The organism is Oribacterium sp. oral taxon 102 (assembly GCF_013394775.1).
GTDB lineage: Bacteria > Bacillota > Clostridia > Lachnospirales > Lachnospiraceae > Oribacterium.
This window is the reverse complement of sequence record NZ_JABXYT010000001.1, coordinates 200,409-216,761: the sequence shown is the minus strand read 5'-3', so window position 1 is coordinate 216,761 and position 16,353 is coordinate 200,409. Positions and strand designations below refer to the sequence as shown.

The 16,353-nt window shown below is 57.9% G+C and carries 14 protein-coding genes; 11 read left to right on the top strand and 3 right to left on the bottom strand.

The annotated features are described in order from the left end of the window. Positions 1-222 precede the first annotated feature (222 nt). From HW273_RS00900 to HW273_RS00875, 6 genes are all read left to right on the top strand, one after another. On the top strand, positions 223-897 hold the full coding sequence (locus HW273_RS00900) for a response regulator transcription factor (protein WP_179009861.1): 675 nt from the start codon (positions 223-225) through the stop codon (positions 895-897). Further along, positions 894-2,138: a sensor histidine kinase gene (locus HW273_RS00895; protein WP_179009859.1), complete on the top strand. Its 1,245-nt coding sequence runs from the start codon at positions 894-896 to the stop codon at positions 2,136-2,138. The genes HW273_RS00900 and HW273_RS00895 overlap by 4 nt, the downstream gene beginning before the upstream one ends. A 152-nt stretch (positions 2,139-2,290) precedes the next feature. Beyond that, the gene (locus HW273_RS00890) at positions 2,291-2,731 is read left to right on the top strand and encodes an OsmC family protein (protein ID WP_179009857.1); all 441 of its coding nucleotides are present in this window, start codon (positions 2,291-2,293) and stop codon (positions 2,729-2,731) included. A 75-nt stretch (positions 2,732-2,806) separates the two neighbouring features. Continuing rightward, complete coding sequence (gene lpdA / locus HW273_RS00885) at positions 2,807-4,495, top strand: dihydrolipoyl dehydrogenase (RefSeq protein WP_179009856.1); 1,689 nt, start codon at positions 2,807-2,809, stop codon at positions 4,493-4,495. 2 nt (positions 4,496-4,497) lie between these two features. Beyond that, the gene (locus HW273_RS00880; RefSeq protein ID WP_179009854.1) at positions 4,498-5,394 is read left to right on the top strand and encodes a lipoate--protein ligase; all 897 of its coding nucleotides are present in this window, start codon (positions 4,498-4,500) and stop codon (positions 5,392-5,394) included. 1 nt (position 5,395) lies between these two features. Then, entirely contained in the window at positions 5,396-5,830 is a 435-nt protein-coding gene (locus HW273_RS00875) for a MarR family winged helix-turn-helix transcriptional regulator (protein WP_179009852.1), read from the top strand. A gap of 39 nt (positions 5,831-5,869) precedes the next feature. Here HW273_RS00875 and HW273_RS00870 read toward each other — a convergent pair whose 3' ends face one another. After that, on the bottom strand, positions 5,870-6,334 hold the full coding sequence (locus HW273_RS00870) for a pyridoxamine 5'-phosphate oxidase family protein (RefSeq protein WP_330603860.1): 465 nt from the start codon (positions 6,332-6,334) through the stop codon (positions 5,870-5,872). 273 nt (positions 6,335-6,607) lie between these two features. On the opposite strand from HW273_RS00870, the gene HW273_RS00865 reads away from it, so the two are divergent. The 5 genes from HW273_RS00865 to HW273_RS00845 all read left to right on the top strand — a co-directional run bounded on the left by HW273_RS00865 (position 6,608) and on the right by HW273_RS00845 (position 15,242). Beyond that, positions 6,608-10,276, top strand: coding sequence for an InlB B-repeat-containing protein (locus HW273_RS00865; RefSeq protein ID WP_179009848.1), 3,669 nt, complete (start codon positions 6,608-6,610; stop codon positions 10,274-10,276). Positions 10,277-10,567: 291 nt separating this feature from the next. Beyond that, positions 10,568-11,281 carry a polyphosphate polymerase domain-containing protein gene (locus tag HW273_RS00860; RefSeq protein WP_179009846.1) on the top strand — a complete coding sequence of 238 codons (714 nt, stop codon included), beginning with the start codon at positions 10,568-10,570 and terminating at the stop codon, positions 11,279-11,281. After that, a complete protein-coding gene (locus tag HW273_RS00855; RefSeq protein WP_179009844.1) occupies positions 11,274-11,969 on the top strand; it encodes a DUF4956 domain-containing protein in 696 nt (231 codons plus the stop codon). The genes HW273_RS00860 and HW273_RS00855 overlap by 8 nt, the downstream gene beginning before the upstream one ends. Position 11,970: 1 nt before the next feature. Further along, positions 11,971-13,602 carry a carbohydrate-binding domain-containing protein gene (locus HW273_RS00850; RefSeq protein WP_179009842.1) on the top strand — a complete coding sequence of 544 codons (1,632 nt, stop codon included), beginning with the start codon at positions 11,971-11,973 and terminating at the stop codon, positions 13,600-13,602. 218 nt (positions 13,603-13,820) lie between these two features. Continuing rightward, positions 13,821-15,242, top strand: a complete 1,422-nt coding sequence (locus HW273_RS00845) for a uracil-xanthine permease family protein (protein ID WP_179009840.1) — start codon at positions 13,821-13,823, stop codon at positions 15,240-15,242. A 72-nt stretch (positions 15,243-15,314) separates the two neighbouring features. Here HW273_RS00845 and HW273_RS00840 read toward each other — a convergent pair whose 3' ends face one another. Both HW273_RS00840 and HW273_RS00835 read right to left on the bottom strand, forming a co-directional pair. Further along, entirely contained in the window at positions 15,315-15,617 is a 303-nt protein-coding gene (locus HW273_RS00840; protein WP_179009838.1) for an AzlD domain-containing protein, read from the bottom strand. After that, on the bottom strand, positions 15,607-16,326 hold the full coding sequence (locus HW273_RS00835; RefSeq protein ID WP_243206713.1) for an AzlC family ABC transporter permease: 720 nt from the start codon (positions 16,324-16,326) through the stop codon (positions 15,607-15,609). The genes HW273_RS00840 and HW273_RS00835 overlap by 11 nt, the downstream gene beginning before the upstream one ends. Between the last annotated feature and the right edge of the window lie 27 nt (positions 16,327-16,353).

Here is a 16,353-nt window from a genome sequence, read left to right as displayed (position 1 = left end):
CAACGGACGCCTGCTTCGAAGAATAGGGCAGCCGTGCAGCGCCCGAAGGACTGCCGTCTCGCTGCGAAATGCTGCCGCACCGAAGTCCGGCCTTGCAATGGATGCCTGCTTCGGCTAATATGGTAGCAGGGCAGCCGTAGAAGCCTCGTATTGCGGGGCAGCGGATCGGGAATGGCTGCGGCAAAATGCAGACAGGCGCGGGAGACCGGCTGAGGAGATAAGATGCGGTTACTGCTGGCAGAGGATGAGCGTTCCCTGTCGAGGGCGCTCAGGGCGATTCTGGAACGGAGCAACTATACGGTGGATACGGCGCTGGATGGCGATGAGGCGTGGCAGTATCTGGAATACGGGAGCTATGACGGCATCATTCTGGACATTATGATGCCGAAGCTGGACGGGATCGCCGTGCTGCGGCGGCTGCGGGAGAGGGGCGACCTGACGCCGGTGCTGCTGCTCACGGCGAAGGCAGAGGTTGAGGACAAGGTGCTGGGACTGGACAGCGGTGCGAATGATTACCTGACGAAGCCGTTTCACGCAGAGGAGCTTCTGGCGCGGGTTCGCGCCATGACGCGGGAGAAGGCGGCGCAGCCGGATATCCGGCTGGGACTCGGCAACCTGACGCTGGATTGCGCGAGCTTCGAGCTGTCCGCAGAGGAGGGGGTCTGCCGCCTGTCCAATAAGGAGTTCCAGATCATGGAGCTTCTGCTGCGGAACCGGAAGCGTCTTTTGTCCGCAGAGCATCTCATGCGTCAGATCTGGGGCTATGACAGCGAGGCGGACAGCAATGTCGTCTGGGTGAATATTTCCTACCTCCGCAGGAAGCTGCAGCGCATCGGGGCGAATGTGCAGATTCGGGCGGTTCGGAATGCGGGCTACACGCTGGAGGTGTCGGAATGATCCGGAAGCTGCAGAAGCGACTGCTTCTCGCGTCGATGCTTTCGCTCTTTCTGGTGCTCTGCATCCTGATCGGGACGGCATCCGCCATGAACTATCATAAGCTCATCCGGAACGCAGACGATACCCTGCAGATCCTTCGGGAAAACGGCGGCAGATTCCCGTCCCCGCCGGAGTCCCCGCCGGGGACGGACAGCGCATCGGAGCAGCATCTCTTTCGGGAGCGTCCGTTCGAGTCCCGCTATTTCTTGGTCGTTTTTCGATCGGATGGGACGGCGGAATCTGTAGAGCTCGGCAGGATCGCGGCGGTAGACCGGGATAGCGCCGTCCGTTACGGACAGCGGATCCTGGTGAGCCGCGGCAGCGAGGGCTTTCTGGACGACTACCGTTATCTGAAATATGAGGAGGATGGCAGAACAGGGATCCTCTTTCTGGACTGCGTCCGAAGTCTGGAGGATTTCCGGCATTTCCTCTGCAATATCCTGCTGGTCTGCTTCGCGGGAATGATAGCTGTGTGGGCGGTGCTGCAGCTCCTGTCCCGGCGTATCGTGAAGCCCTTTCTCGAGAGCGACCGGAAGCAGAAGCAGTTTGTCACGGACGCGGGACATGAGCTGAAGACACCGCTGGCGGCGCTCCGCGCAGATGCGGATCTTCTGGAGATGGATTTCGGGGAAAATGAGTGGCTTCAGGACATCGGAGAGCAGATCCGGAGACTGACGGCGCTCACCCATCATCTGATCAGTCTGTCGCGGCTGGAGGAGCAGCCACGGGAGGGGCTGCGCAGTCTCTGTCTCTCGGAAATTGCGGTGGAGACTGCGGAATGCTTCCGCGCGCCGGCAAGGGTGCAGCGGAAGACGCTGACAGCTTCGATTCAAAGGGAACTCTATATGCAGGGAGATCCGGCGGCAATGCGGGAGCTGTTTTCGATCCTGCTGGATAACGCCGTGAAGTATTCTCCGGAGGGGAGTGAGATCTCGCTCAGCCTGACGCGCAGGAGGAATACGCTTCTCCTCACGGTTTACAACCGCTGCAAGCACCTCTCCAGAGAGAGCGTCGGACATCTCTTCGACCGCTTTTACCGGGCGGATGCCTCCCGGAGCTCCCAGACCGGCGGCTTCGGGCTGGGGCTGTCCATCGCGGCGGCGGCGGTAAGGGCGCACAGAGGCGAGATCATGGCGGAAACCGCCGATGAGGAATCCCTGCTGATCACTGTAAAGCTTCCGTCGGAGAGGGCGAAAAAATGAGGGATGCATTGACATTTACCTTGTAAAATGTTACCCTGTAAATATTATTGCAAGAGTCCTATGCCAGGTGGCGTGTGGACTTCTGCAGCATGTAATGTCGGGAATTCCGGCATGGTATCAGGGGAACGTAATTTTGGAAGGAGGCATGAAGTATGTTGATGACGTTTAAGGCGAAGGCGGTAAAAACAAAGACCGGTCTCCAGGTGGAGTCTGATGCGAGAGGCTTCCGGCTCATCATGGATGAGCCGGAGGAGATGGGAGGAGCCAACACAGGTCTGAATCCGGTAGAGGCAGTGCTCTGTGCGCTTGGCTCCTGTCAGGCTATCGTGGCAGCAGCATTCGCGGAGGCGAATGACTTTAAGTACGACGAATTCCACGTCGAGCTGGAGGGCGATCTCGATCCCGATGGGATGATGGGACTGTCCGACGTCAGGAAGGGCTTCCAGGAGGTCCGCTTCTCCATGCATTTCAAGACGGAGGAGCCGCAGGAGAAATGTGAGGCGTTCGCTGATTTTATCGAGGCCAGATGTCCGGTCGGAGACATTCTGAAGAATGGCGTAAAGCTCGTGAGAACCGGTGTCGTGAAGGACTGAGCCGCGGCACAGGATGGAGGCATTATGAAAACAGTCTGTCTCGGCAGGCTGTTTTTCGCTTAGGAGGGAATGGAGATGGAGATCAGGCTTCCGGTTTTTCCGGGTGCAAAGCTGTTTACGGTCGGAAAGATCAATGTACGGGAAATGGACAGGCTCGCGAAGGACGATGAGCTGATGCAGATCGAAACCAAGAAGGGGAACCGAAGCATCAAGGCGCCGGCGGACGGCATCGTGCGGCGGCTGCTCGTGCAGGAGGGGGATCAGGTCAGCGCAGGCGATCCTTTGGCAGAGTTTGAGGAGGGGGACGCGCATTCCCGGACGGCGCAGGGGGACAGCGCAGAGGGTGCCTCCGGAGAGACCGCGCAGATCGAAGAAAAAGAGGCGGATCTGCTGATTCTCGGCGGCGGCATCGGCGGATATGTCTCGGCGATCCTCGCCTCCCGGAATGGCAGGAGACCCGTGCTGGTGGAGAGGGGGCGAATGGGCGGTACCTGCCTGAATGTAGGCTGTATTCCGACCAAGGCGTTTATCGCGTCTGCGGAGCACGCGGAGGCGCTGCGGGAGTGCGGGCTGTTCGGGATCGACTGCTCTCCGGCGTTTACGGTGAATATGGAGAAGCTTGTCGAGAGGAAGGACAGGGTGGTAGACCGGCTCGTCGGCGGCGTGGAATATCTGATGGAGAAAAACCGGATCGAGCTGATAAAGGGCAGTGCGTCATTTACGGATGATGCGCATGTGCTGGTTTCGGGAGAGAAAAATCTGCGTCTTCATTTCCGGGACTGCATCATCGCCACCGGCTCCGCGGTCTCCCTGCCGCCGATTCCCGGAATTCGTCTCGCAGGCGTCATGGACAGTACGGAAGCGCTCTCCTGCAGGGAACTGCCCGGCTCTATCGTCATTATCGGCGGCGGAGTGATCGGGCTGGAGTTCGCGTTCCTGTACAGGAGCCTCGGCGCAGAGGTCACGGTGGCGGAGTTCCTTGACCGGCTGCTGCCCATGATGGACAGCGATGTCTCGGAGGAGATCCTGCGGAGCGCGAGAGCGAAGGGAATCCGGGTCGAGCTCGGCGCAGAGGTTACGGAGTTTATGAAGGCGGAGAACGGACAGCTGATTACCGCGTACCGTAAGGGAGGCAATCGGCATTATCTCACCAGCGGCAGGGTGCTCGTCGCCATAGGGCGTCATGCGGAAACCGAGGGGCTCGGGCTGGAAAATACTACGATACAGCTGCTGGAAAAGGGGCGCGGAATCCGGACGGACGAGCATATGCAGACCTCCGCAGCGCATATTTATGCGGTCGGAGATGTCAACAACCGGGTGCAGCTTGCCCATGCGGCGAGCTATGAGGCGGAGATCGCCGTTGATCATATCTGCGGGAGGGAACGCGCATTCGACCGAAATGTCATTCCGAGTGTGATCTTCACCAGACCCGAGATCGCGAGCGTCGGGCTCACGGAGGATATGGCGAGGGCGCAGGGAATCCCCTGTAAGACGAGCGTCTTCCATTACGCCGCGAACGGAAAGGCGCTTACAATGAACGCGCCGGAGGGCTATGTGAAGCTGCTCGCGAATGAGGAGAATGAGATCCTCGGCGGCACAGTGATCGGCGCCGACGCGTCCGCCCTCATTGCGACGATCACCCTTGCCGTGACGAAACGGATGAAGGCAGAGGCATTACAGGAAACGGTCTTCGCGCACCCGACCACCGCGGAGATTGTCCACGAAGCGGCGCTCGGACTGACGATCGGCGCGCTGCACGAATGAGTATGAAGCTTTATTTGTCCGAAGAAGAGGATATTTATACGAATATTGCGCTGGAAAGGCGGCTGTTCCGGAGCAGGGAGAGCTGCCTTTTTCTCTGGAGGAATGCGCCCTGCGTCGTGATCGGAAGGAATCAGAATCCCTATCAGGAGGCGGACACCGCCTATATGGAGGAGAACGGCATAAGTCTCGCCCGCAGGTATACGGGCGGCGGCGCGGTCTATCAGGACAGAGGGAACCTTAATTATTCATGGATAGGAGACAGGGCGGATGTCTCCCTGGTGATTTCGATCATTGCGGACGCGCTGCGGCGCTTCTCCATTGACATCCGGCAAAGCGGCAGAAACGATCTGCTGTATCGGGACAGGAAAATCAGCGGAATGGCGTTTCTGGAGGAGGACGGCTGGTACCTGTATCACGGGACGCTGATGCTCGATGTCGATATCGACCGGATGACGAGAGTGCTCACACCGTCTGCGATGAAGCTGGAATCGAAGGGGATCACGTCCGTTCGTGCCCGCGTGTGCAATCTCTCGGACAGCAGACCGGAGCTTACTGTAGAAAGCATGACGGCTGCGGTCTCCGCTGCGGCCGGCATTCCTGTCGAGCGTCTGCATGCGGAGCAGACAGATCAGGAGCTGCAGAGAAATATCGCGGAGCTCGGCTCTTCGGAATGGATCTACGGGCAGAGCATGGACTATCAGGTGACACTCCGGGAGAGAATCCATGGAGAAAATTATACAATCTTCCTGAATGTCTGTAACGACAGGATCACGGGGGCGCAGATTGCCTCGGATGCGCTGACGGTCTTCGACAACGGGCGCATCAGCGGCAGACTGCTCGGCAATCGCTTCCGAAAGGATACAATTTTACAGACAGTAAGAGAGAGTATAGGGGGTTGATATGTTTGTTCTGGAGGACTGCATGGCTTGGCTTGCCAATCGAAGCTCGAAGGTTTTTTCAAGCGTGCTGGATTCTCATTTCGCTGCGCTGGAGGTGACGCGTGTCCAGTGGATGGCGCTGTATTACATGAATAGGAATCCGGAGCAGAAGCAAACCGAGCTCGCGGAGCGGCTGAACTGCAAGAGCGCCGCCCTTGCCCGCTTGCTCGACCGTATGGAGAAGGATGGCATGCTCACGCGCTCGGTCAATGCCGAGAATCGGCGCAGCAACAGAATAGAGCTCACGGAGAAGGGCAGACGCCTCTGCGCGGAGGGGACGGCGATCGCGGAGCGCTTCATGGATGATGTCATCTTCGGCATTTCGGAGCAAAAGCTGGAGCTCTTCAAAGCGGTTCTCCGCCAGATGGTCGGAAATGCGGAAAAGCTCCAGAAATAAACGGGACTGCGATACGGCGCAGGGAAGCTGACATGCCGATCAGGATTCGTTTACCAGCTTTCCCGTCATGCGGTCGATTGTCATGACGAGCATGTGTACGCGGCTGCCCGCTTTCTCGACCTCGTCCTCCACATCCTTCTCTGTAGGATAGAATTTTCTCGCCAGCTTCCGGCATTGCTCCAATACCTTCTCATGGTCTGTCAGGGCTTCGACCTGCCCCAGACAGACAACGCTTCGGATGTTAAGCGCCCATTCTCCCTCCTTCACGAAGCCCTCGTCCATCACGGTGAAGCATACCTTGTTTTCTTTTTCCAGGAGATCCAGCTTCAGACCCTGCTTCGCTCCGTGAAAATACAGCTTCCCATCCTCCGGATCATAGTATTGGTTCAATGGAATGGCGTACGGATAGCCGTTTTCCCCGTGAAATGCCATGATCCCGCGGGGCGCCGACTGCAACACGGCGACGCAGTCCTCCTCGGACAGTGCCTGCCGGAATCGTCTCATTTTACGAAATGCCTCCATGGTTTCTGCTCCTCTCTTACCTTGCAAAATGGGCTTGCCGCAGTGTAAACGGACAGACCGCGCAGTAAATATAAAAACTATAAAGACTGTACAGAGCTGTGTCAAGGCTCTGCTTTTTGCTTTTTTAAGGGCATTCTAAAAATACGGAAATATACAAAAGAGAAAAAGAAAGATATTATTATAATAAGAATATTTTATATCAATTCATATTATAGCAGGGGCGGGACACTTAAGATGCAGAAATGGAGGAGAAGTATGAGGGGGAAGAAGAGAGGCCGAAGCGTTATTTCTTTGCTGCTGATTTTTTCTATGCTCAGTTTATGCTTCCCGCATGCAGTATGGGCGGAGGAGGCTGCGCCGGAGAGGGAGCAGGCAGTCGCAGAAGCTGCATCGGAGACAGGGGAGGAACAGGAGATCGCGGAGGCTGCATCGGAGACAGGGGCAGAGAGCGAGACGGATTCGGAAACTGCGGCGGAGTCATCGGCAGCGGAAACAGAGCGGGAGCGCGCGGAGACCGTACAGGAGGGCGCGGCGGAGCGTGAGAGTGCGGAAGCCGCGCCGGAGATCGGGGCGGAGCAGGAGAGTGCAGAAGCCGCTCCGAGGACGGAGGCGGAGCAGGAGACCGCGGAAAATGCGGAGATGAAGCCGGAAGAAACGGGCGTGACATCTGCTGTTGCGAGTGCTTCCGAGCTGCCTGTGCCGGAGGGGGAAGGCGGCGAAATGCCTGCGCTCCGAAAAACGCTGACGGCGGAAAACGGCGTTACAGTGAAGCTCTATGCGGAAAAGGGAACTTTTCCGCGGGGGAGCTATGCAGAGGTAAGGGAAGCCTCCCGGGAAGAGGCGATGGAGGCAGCACAGCAGGTGGTGCAGGGCACCGTCGTAGATGCCGCGGCGGTCGACATTACGTTCTACAATGAAGACGGAGAAGAGATCGAGCCGGCGGATCAGAAAAGGGTGCATGTCAGCCTGAAAGCAGATCGAAAGCTGGAGGGGGACGAGTATAGAGTTGTCCATATCGAGGATAACGGAGAAGCAGAGATCATCTCTGAGGTCAGCCATATCAGCGCGAGACAGGCAAGCTTCTCTGCGGAGAGCTTCACGATCTATTCTATCATCGGAGAAGAGCTGCCTACTCGCTGTTACCGCTTCTTTAAGGCGGAGGGAAGCGAAGAGATCTGGGTGAAGCAGCGCGTAAAGGAAGGGGAGGAGCTTCTCCGGCCGCGCGTACCGGAGCATGCGGCAGGTCGAGAGTTCCTGGGTTGGTATGAGGCGGGGGCAAGCGTTCCCTTTGATGGCTTCGGAACTGTGAACGGAATCACGGAATCCTCGACGGTAGATCTGTACGCGCGTTATAGCTCGGAGGTGCATATCTTCTACCATAGCATAGATGGGACGATCATTCGGGTAGATAGTATCGAAGAAAATCATGATACGGAGATCGAAAGGAAATCGCCGTATGTACAGATGGCGTCCGTCACGCAGACGCATAACGGCTGGTATCTGGAGGGAGATGCCGAGAAAAAGGATATTTCCGGACACTACCATGTGGGGACGGAGGATCTTCATCTCTATCCGCTTGTGGAGGACGGCTGGTGGATCATTTTCGATACGAAGGGCGGCAGTACGGTAGAAAACCAGTTTGTCGGTGCGAATGATACAGATAAGCGCGTGATCGAGAAGCAGCCTCTGCGTACCGGCTATGTATTTGACGGCTGGTATGAGGATGAGGGCTATACGAAGCCCTGGGACTTTACGAGAGAGACAGAGGGCGCAGTGACGCTCTATGCGAAGTGGAATCCCGGAACCGCGGACTATGCTGTGCAGTACTTTCGGAAGGATCCGAATGATGAAACGAAGGACATTCTGATCAAGCAGACGAATCACAGCGGGACAGTCGGGGCAGAGGCAGGCTACGAGTGGGATGCGGCTACGCAGAAGCTTCCTGAGCTTACCGATGAGGAGTATTTCGGGCTTCACATCGACCAGCCGCGTACGGATGCGGCGAGGGAGTTCATCAAGCCGGACGGCAGTACGGTCCGGAAGGTTTATCTCGAGTCCAATGTGCATTCTATCACCATGAAGTGGACGGGCGATGACGGCATAGCACATGAGGCGACCACAGAGGTTCGGTATAAGCAGAATCTCCGGGCAGTCTGGGACAAGGTAAAGCCCTACGATGTATTTATAGAGGGGACACGCTGGCAGTGGGCGAACAGCGGAGGTGCGACATGGGCGAACAGCTATCTGGACTTTCCGGTGATGGTGTATGATGAGGATATCCTGTGGGTGCGCCAGACCGGCATTTTGTGGAATCTCTTCTACCAGATATTCTATGAGGGGATAGATGGAGAGGTGCCGGAGGGCTGTACTCCGGTCGAAAACGGGGGAAGGATCTTCTATCTGAAGAATGAGTCCGGATTTCGTGCCGGCTGGAATGGTGCCTTGGATCCGCCGCTGGCAAAGGATTTTGCGGTGGATCTGGAGCTCTCCGAGGGAAATATTTCGACATGGAAGCTGAAGAACTGCTGGCTGGTTTACTTTCATAAGAGGAGCGGAGAGAACTGGAAGAAGCACTGGATGAGTAAGCGCTATACCTATGAGAACCAGTATGAATTCAATGAGGATCCGGATCATAAGATGCAGGTCTATATGAGACGGCTGCGTTATGCGCTTCGTTTCCATGAAAACGGCGGTGCAGAGATAGCGGATATTGAGAATATCCCTTATGAAAAGAAGCTTGGACAATACGAGCCGCTTACTGCTTACCCGATTGGTGTCCATAGGGTGATCGATGGGCAGGAGCTGCAGTTTGCAGGCTGGTACACCGATTCGGACTGCAAGGGGCTGCGGTTTGACTTTGCCGGAAGCACCATGCCGGCAGATAATCTGGATCTCTATGCGAAATGGGAGCCGCTTCGCTATACGGTGTACTTCGATAGTGACGGCGGTACACCGGTTGCACCGGCGGAGAATATCCGCTACGGTATGCCGGTCACAAAGCCGAAGGATCCGACCTGCGACGGATACAGCTTCATCGGCTGGATGCTGGATGGGAAGCCATACAGCTTTGAGTCCGGTGTTTCACAGGATCTTACGCTGAAGGCACAGTGGAGGAGTCTCGGAGGCTTCCGTGTACGCTATGATTTGAATGGCGGAAGCGGCAGGGCACCGGAGGACTTGAACGGCTACTATGAGAATACTGAGGCGGAGGCGAAGGCACCCTCAGAGGCTGTGGCGCCGGAAGGGAAGGTCTTCATCGGCTGGCGGAGAACAGATACAGGAGAGAGGGTTTATCCGGGCGGCATCCTGACAGTACCCGGAGATGTGACGCTTTCCGCCGAATGGGGGGATATTGATAAGACGACGAGACTGCTCTATGACTTTAACTTCGGCTCCTATGGGATCAGGGCACAGGGGCCGGGCAGCAATGAGGTCAGGGAGATCGAGAATAATTCGATTGTGAAGCTGAGGGGCTTCTCATATATGGGAGATGTTCCGGACGGCTATGAATTTGCCGGTTGGTATGCGACGCCGGACGCCTCCGGAGAGGCACTGAATCAGGTGCAGATTGACCGCATAAATGAGGATAAAAACCGGGTTTACGCAGCGTGGAAAAGAGTCAAAGGCAGCGGTGGAAACGGCGGCGGAGGCGGAAATGGCGGCAGTACGCCGGCATCTCCGGTGAGACCGGCGCCTGCGACGCCGCCGGCTCCGGAGAATGTCGTTCCCGCGGTGCTCGGTGCGGCGCGCGACGTCGTGCAGCATGCACAGGATGCGCCGGGAAGGGTGCTCGGCGTGATGCGAAGAGCCATAGCGACCGGAGATCAGGGCATGGCGGGAGCATATGCCGCGGTATTCCTCGCTGCCTTCTCCGGAATGGCAGTCTGGGCTGTTCGGAGAAGAAAAAGAGAGAAGCGGCGTTAGGACGCGGAGAGCCGAGCTGACGCGCTGCGCTTCGGAAGCGGGACATGGCGATGGCGTAGCAGGCGGATAGTGAAGGTGAAGCTATATACGGAGGCAGTTTTGCGGAATAGGCAAAACTGCCTCCGTATTTTTATTACAGAAGATATTTGCCATGCGGAAGCGCCGGATTCTCCGGTTTTTTTCCTTTTCCCGGGAAAACCTGATTTCACAGAAAAACCACAGCTTCTTTAAGTCTCATTTAAGGCTGCCGGATTATACTTTCCGCAGCAAAGGGAAAGGAGAGTGGAAAAAATGAACGCACAGATGACGTTTCAGAGATATGAGCTGAAGTACCTTTTGAACGCGGAGCAGAAGAGGGTGCTGCTCGACAGCATGGAGCCCTATATGCAGCCGGACAGCTACGGCAGGACGACGATCAGGAACATTTATTTCGACACGGAGGACTTCCGGCTGGTACGGCATTCGCTGGAAAAGCCCGTTTACAAGGAAAAGCTCCGCATCCGGAGCTACCGGCAGGCATCGGAGGAGGATCCGGTATTCGTGGAGCTCAAGAAGAAATACCGGTCGGTGGTCTACAAAAGGCGGATCAGTCTCCCGGAGGGCGCGGCGATGGAGAGCTTCCGGAGGGGAACCGCGCTCCCCGTGCATTCGCAGATCGGAAGAGAGATCGAGTATTTCCGGCAGTTTTACCGCGGACTTCGTCCGGCGATGTTTTTAAGCTATGAGCGGGAGGCGTTCTGCATGCGGGACGGCGGAGACTTCCGGGTGACGCTGGATGAGAACATCCTTTACCGGACGGAGGATCTCAGCCTGCGGAGGCCGGCGTATGGAAACCTGCTGCTGTCTCCGGGACAGAGCCTTCTGGAAATGAAGTGCTCCGGCAGCATTCCGCTCTGGATGTGCAGGGCATTGAACGGGGCGGGGATCTATAAAATATCCTTTTCAAAATACGGGCAGGCGTATTGCAGGGAGCTTGGGAAAGAAGGAGGACAGCGCTATGCTTAACACATTTTTCAGAGGAATCTTCGATACGACACAGACGGCGGTGATCGCGCCGGGAGAATTCCTGCTCTGCGTCGGCACGGCGCTCGTGCTGGGACTGCTGCTGAGCTGCTGCGTGAGCTTCGGCGCCCGCGCCTCACGGAGCTTCTCGGCGGCGCTCGCACTGCTGCCCGCCGTGGTCTGCGTGGTGATCATGATGGTGAACGGAAATGTCGGCACCGGCGTCGCAGTGGCAGGCGCGTTCAGTCTGGTACGCTTCCGTTCCGCGCCGGGCTCCGCACGGGAGATCGCCGCGATCTTCCTCGCGATGGCAGTGGGACTCGTCTGCGGCATGGGATATCTCGGCTATGCGCTGCTGACCTCGCTGGTCTTCGGATGCGCCGGTATGCTGTATAACCGCATGGATTTCGGGCAGAGGAGGCATAGGGAACGGGATCGGCAGCTGCATATCACCATACCGGAGGAGCTGAATTACAGCGAGGCCTTCACGGATATCTTCGCGGAGTATACGGACAGCGCAGAGCTGCAGCTCGTGAAGACCACGAACATGGGAAGCCTTTACCGGCTCAGCTATCAGCTTCGGCTGAAAAACGCGAGGAGAGAGAAGGAAATGCTCGATGCGCTGCGCTGCCGGAACGGAAATCTGGAGATCAGCATCTCTATGCAGGAAAATGGAAATGGAGAACTGTAAAATGAAGAGACAAATGAGTACACCTCTATGCCGAAAACTTCGGCACCATCGATCCTATAAGTTCTGTGCGCTGGCGCTCTCTGCGGCGTTCCTCCTCGGTGCATGCGGGCAGAGCGTGCAGGGGAACGTCGGTATGTCGGCTGCGGGGACGGAGGAAGCGCAGGCAGCAGAGAGCGGCAGTACGGAGCAGACGAACGCTGCGAGCAGGAGCGGTACGGCAGAGGGAGAGCGTCTCGCCGAGGCATTTTTCAGCGAGCGGGACTACCGGACGGAATACGACGCATCCTCTGCGGTAAAGATTTCCTTCGAGGGCAGCAGCGCCGGCAGCAGCGATGAGAAGGCGGCAGTCGTCTCCGGAAGCACGGTGACGATCACGGACGAGGGCTGCTATATTCTTTCCGGGAATCTCACGGATGGCCAGCTGATCATTGACGCGGAAAAGAGCGATAAGATACAGCTTGTGCTGAACGGCGTGACGCTCTATTCGGAGAGCTCCGCGGCGATCTATGTGAAGCAGGCGGACAAGGTATTTCTCACGACGGCAGAGGGAACGGAGAATACGCTCTCGAACGGCGGGAGCTATACCGCGATAGATGAGAATGCGATCGACGCGGTGATCTTTTCCAAGGATGATCTGACGCTGAACGGAGAGGGAAAGCTTACGATCCGGGCGGAGGCGGGACACGGCATCGTCTCGAAGGACAGTCTGGCAGTGACGTCCGGTGCATATGAGATCACGGCGGCAGAGGATGGGATGTCCGGCAAGGACGGGGTCGGTATCGCCGGCGGAATGATCGAAATTTCCGCGGGAGACGACGGCATCCATTCGGACGGGGCGGTGTATCTCATCGGCGGAACGATCGATATCACAGAGAGCGAGGAGGGCATCGAGGGTGCGACGATCGATGTTCTGGACGGCGAGGTCTCTATCGTCTCGCGGGACGACGGCATGAACGCGACGAACGGGACGAGCAGGACGGTGCAGGAGAATGCTGCTGCACCGGGACAGGGTGCGCGCCCGTCGGCACCGCCGACAGGCGGCGGGGATTTCGCGGGACGCCCCTCGGACAGTGCGGAGAACGAGCAGGACAGGAGGCCGCCGCAAAATGGAGAAGCGCCGCCGGAGAGGGGCGGAAGTCCCGGTATGGGCGGGCAGGGGCAGCAGCCCTTTTCCGAGGCGGAGGAGGGTGTATACATCTCAATCTCCGGCGGAACGATCCGCATTGCCGCCTCCGGTGACGGGATAGATTCCAATGGGGATCTCTATGTCTCCGGCGGAGAGGTCTATATCAGCGGCCCGGAGAATGACGGCAACGGCAGTCTGGACTATAACGGGGAGGGCATCATCAGCGGCGGCGTGCTGGGGGCGGCAGGTTCCTCCGGAATGGCGCAGCGCTTCAGTGAGGATTCCCCGCAGAGAAGCCTGCTGATCGAGACGGGAGAGAATCCCGCGGGGACGGAGCTTACGCTCTATGACAGTACGGGCAGGGAGCTCCTGCGCTGGACGGCAGAGAAGGCATACTCCTGTGTGATCGTCAGCCTGCCGTCTCTCACGGAGGGAGAGAGCTATACGCTGAAGAGCGGAGACAGCGAAAAAACGATAGTCCTTGACGGCAGCGCCTCCACCCGCTAAGATATGCTGGGAACAGTTGACAGAAGTATATTTTCGGGGCAGCGGATGAGAGCGCGAAAGCAGGCAGATGCAGGATAGGGCAGAATAAGGGCACGAAGAGAGTGAGCGGTTCACTCTCATTCGTGCCCTTTGCTGTGTGAGTTCCGGAACGTTCTGATGACACGTGAATGGATACAGCGCATGATGCGATAGCCCCAGATAAGAAGGAGAGGGAAAGTATGAGTGAAGCGAAGAGGAAGCGCGTCGGAGACGAGGCGATTTATGATGTCAGAGAGCTGGGTACGGGACATATCCTGATATTGGGACTGCAGCACATGTTCGCCATGTTTGGCGCGACGGTGCTGGTGCCGCTTTTGACAGGGCTCAGCGTGTCTGCGACCCTGCTGTTTGCCGGATTGGGGACCCTGCTCTTCCATCTGATTTCCAAGAAGAGGATTCCGGCGTTTCTGGGCTCCTCCTTCGCCTTTCTGGCAGGCTATATGACGATCGCACCGCATGGGGAGGCGGAGCTTCTGCCCTATGCCTGCTTCGGCGTCGCCTGCGCGGGATTGGTTTATCTGCTGCTTGCCGCGCTCTTCCGCGCCTTCGGCGCAGGGAAAGTCATGCGCTACTTCCCGCCGGTGGTGACCGGACCGATTATTATTGCGATCGGGCTGAATCTGTCGAAATCGGCGATCGAGAGCTGCGGCAGTGATTGGACGATCGCCCTCGTTGCGATCGTCGTGGTCATTGTCTGCAATATCTGGGGGAGAGGCATGGTGAAGATCATCCCGATTCTGCTGGGGGTGCTCGCCTCCTATCTGACCGCTGCGGCAGCGGGAAAGATCGACTTCACAGCGGTACGGGATGCCGCATGGATCGGACTGCCCATCGCCTACCGAAATACGGTATTCGCTCTCTTTACCTCCGGCAGCCTGAACACGGCACTGCTGATTACCTCTGTGATCACGATTCTGCCGATTTCCTTCGCGACGATGATGGAGCATATCGGAGATATCTCTGCGATCTCCTCTACGGTGGGGAAGAATTTCATCAAGGATCCGGGTCTGCACCGGACCCTGACGGGAGACGGACTCGCCACGACCCTCGCCTCGCTCTTCGGTGCACCGGCGAATACGACCTACGGTGAAAATACCGGCGTGCTGACATTGACCCGGGTCTATGATCCGGCGGTGATCCGTCTCGCGGCATGCTTTGCGATTTTCTTCAGCTTCTGCCCGAAGTTCGCAGCGGTGATCGAGGCGATGCCTGCCGCGACCATCGGCGGCATCTCGCTGGTGCTGTACGGCATGATCTCCGCGGTGGGCGTGCGGAATGTGGTGGAAACGAAGGTGGACTTCTCCCAGAGCCGGAATGTCATCATTGCCGCGTTGATCCTCGTGCTCTCCATCGGCATCAACTACTCCTCGGCGGGGGCGGTGGGCTTCACGGTCTTCGGCATGGCGATCCGCTTCTCCGGACTCGCGACCGGTTCTCTCGTGGGGATCCTGCTTAATGCGATCCTCCCCGGCAAGGATTATCGCTTCGAGGAGGACGAGCCGAACGACACCGGCGTAGATCTGCAGATCGCGCAGGGCGAGAGTCTGGTCTGGCAGCTCGCGAAGCAGGCGGGACAGAAGAACATGGTAGAGGACAAATAAAAAAAATAAGCATTTAAGCCGCAGGGCAATCTCATCTGAGAAGCGGCGTGCGGGTCTGGGCGGATCTCTCTGCTACAGCATGCCGCCCAGCAGCACTGCGCCGACGACGGCGAGGGAGGTGAGGAAGAGTCCGGCACGGTTCCAGGCGAGCAGGATGCCGAGGAGCATTGCGGCGAGTCCCTGTATAGGACGCACGGTTCCGTCCATGACCGCGGGAAAGGTCATGACCGCGAGCGTCACATAGGGGACGTAGAAGAGGAAGGAGCGCAGCAGGCGGCTTCGGAGCTCCGTGCGGATCAGGCTGAGCGGGAGCGCGCGCAGCGCATAGGACGCGAGAAACATCGTGAGGATATAGAGATAAGGATTATGCTGCATGCTGTTCGTTCTCCTTTATCGGGAAAAGAAGCGCTGCGCCGAGGGAGAGCAGCAGCGTCAGCAGGATGATTCGTGTTCCCTCCGAAAGCTCCCGGGTGAGCGGCAGCCGCGAGAAGAGGAAGCTCAGTGCCATGGACAGCAGCACCAGTCCGCCCAGCAGGCGATTCTCCCGTGCCGGCGGGATAATGATGGCGAGGAACATTCCGTAGAGTCCGGCTCCCAGCGCCTCGACCAGCGCGGTCGGGAGAATGCTGCCTGTGACGACCCCGAGACAGGTGCCGAGCGACCATGCGCCGAGAGAAATGACGGCAAGCCCGTAGCTGTAGAAGGGGTTCAGCCTTTCCGGAACCGTCACGCTGGCACCGAAGATCTCGTCGGTGATGCAGAAGGCAAGGGCGAGCCGGTGGCGGAGAGAGCAGTCCGGCGAGACCTTCTGGGAAAGAGAGGCGGACATCAGCAGGTAGCGCGCATTGACGATCAGCGTAATGAGGAGCAGCTCTATATAGGAGCCCTGCGCGGAGATCACCGTGAAGCCGGCATACTCTCCCGCGGAGGCATTGCAGAGCGCGCTGCACAGGGTCGCCTGCAGGGCGTTGAGTCCCGCCCGCTTCGCGGCGATGCCCAGCGCGAAGGAAACGGCAAAGTAGCCGAGCGCAATCGGAATGCCGTTTCGTATCCCCCGAAAGAACCATTGACGCTTTGTTTCCATGATGCCTTGCTCCCTTCTGCTGATAAG

What these genes read in the sequence shown, in the direction of transcription:
- HW273_RS00890 (WP_179009857.1), top strand. Translation starts at nt 2,291, where the DNA reads ATGTTGATGACGTTTAAGGCGAAGGCGGTAAAAACAAAGACCGGTCTC.
- HW273_RS00870 (WP_330603860.1), bottom strand. Translation starts at nt 6,334, where the DNA reads ATGAGACGATTCCGGCAGGCACTGTCCGAGGAGGACTGCGTCGCCGTG.
- HW273_RS00895 (WP_179009859.1), top strand. Translation starts at nt 894, where the DNA reads ATGATCCGGAAGCTGCAGAAGCGACTGCTTCTCGCGTCGATGCTTTCG.
- HW273_RS00850 (WP_179009842.1), top strand. Translation starts at nt 11,971, where the DNA reads ATGAAGAGACAAATGAGTACACCTCTATGCCGAAAACTTCGGCACCAT.
- HW273_RS00865 (WP_179009848.1), top strand. Translation starts at nt 6,608, where the DNA reads ATGAGGGGGAAGAAGAGAGGCCGAAGCGTTATTTCTTTGCTGCTGATT.
- HW273_RS00840 (WP_179009838.1), bottom strand. Translation starts at nt 15,617, where the DNA reads ATGCAGCATAATCCTTATCTCTATATCCTCACGATGTTTCTCGCGTCC.
- HW273_RS00845 (WP_179009840.1), top strand. Translation starts at nt 13,821, where the DNA reads ATGAGTGAAGCGAAGAGGAAGCGCGTCGGAGACGAGGCGATTTATGAT.
- HW273_RS00855 (WP_179009844.1), top strand. Translation starts at nt 11,274, where the DNA reads ATGCTTAACACATTTTTCAGAGGAATCTTCGATACGACACAGACGGCG.
- HW273_RS00875 (WP_179009852.1), top strand. Translation starts at nt 5,396, where the DNA reads ATGTTTGTTCTGGAGGACTGCATGGCTTGGCTTGCCAATCGAAGCTCG.
- HW273_RS00860 (WP_179009846.1), top strand. Translation starts at nt 10,568, where the DNA reads ATGAACGCACAGATGACGTTTCAGAGATATGAGCTGAAGTACCTTTTG.
- HW273_RS00900 (WP_179009861.1), top strand. Translation starts at nt 223, where the DNA reads ATGCGGTTACTGCTGGCAGAGGATGAGCGTTCCCTGTCGAGGGCGCTC.
- HW273_RS00880 (WP_179009854.1), top strand. Translation starts at nt 4,498, where the DNA reads ATGAAGCTTTATTTGTCCGAAGAAGAGGATATTTATACGAATATTGCG.
- HW273_RS00835 (WP_243206713.1), bottom strand. Translation starts at nt 16,326, where the DNA reads ATGGAAACAAAGCGTCAATGGTTCTTTCGGGGGATACGAAACGGCATT.
- lpdA (WP_179009856.1), top strand. Translation starts at nt 2,807, where the DNA reads ATGGAGATCAGGCTTCCGGTTTTTCCGGGTGCAAAGCTGTTTACGGTC.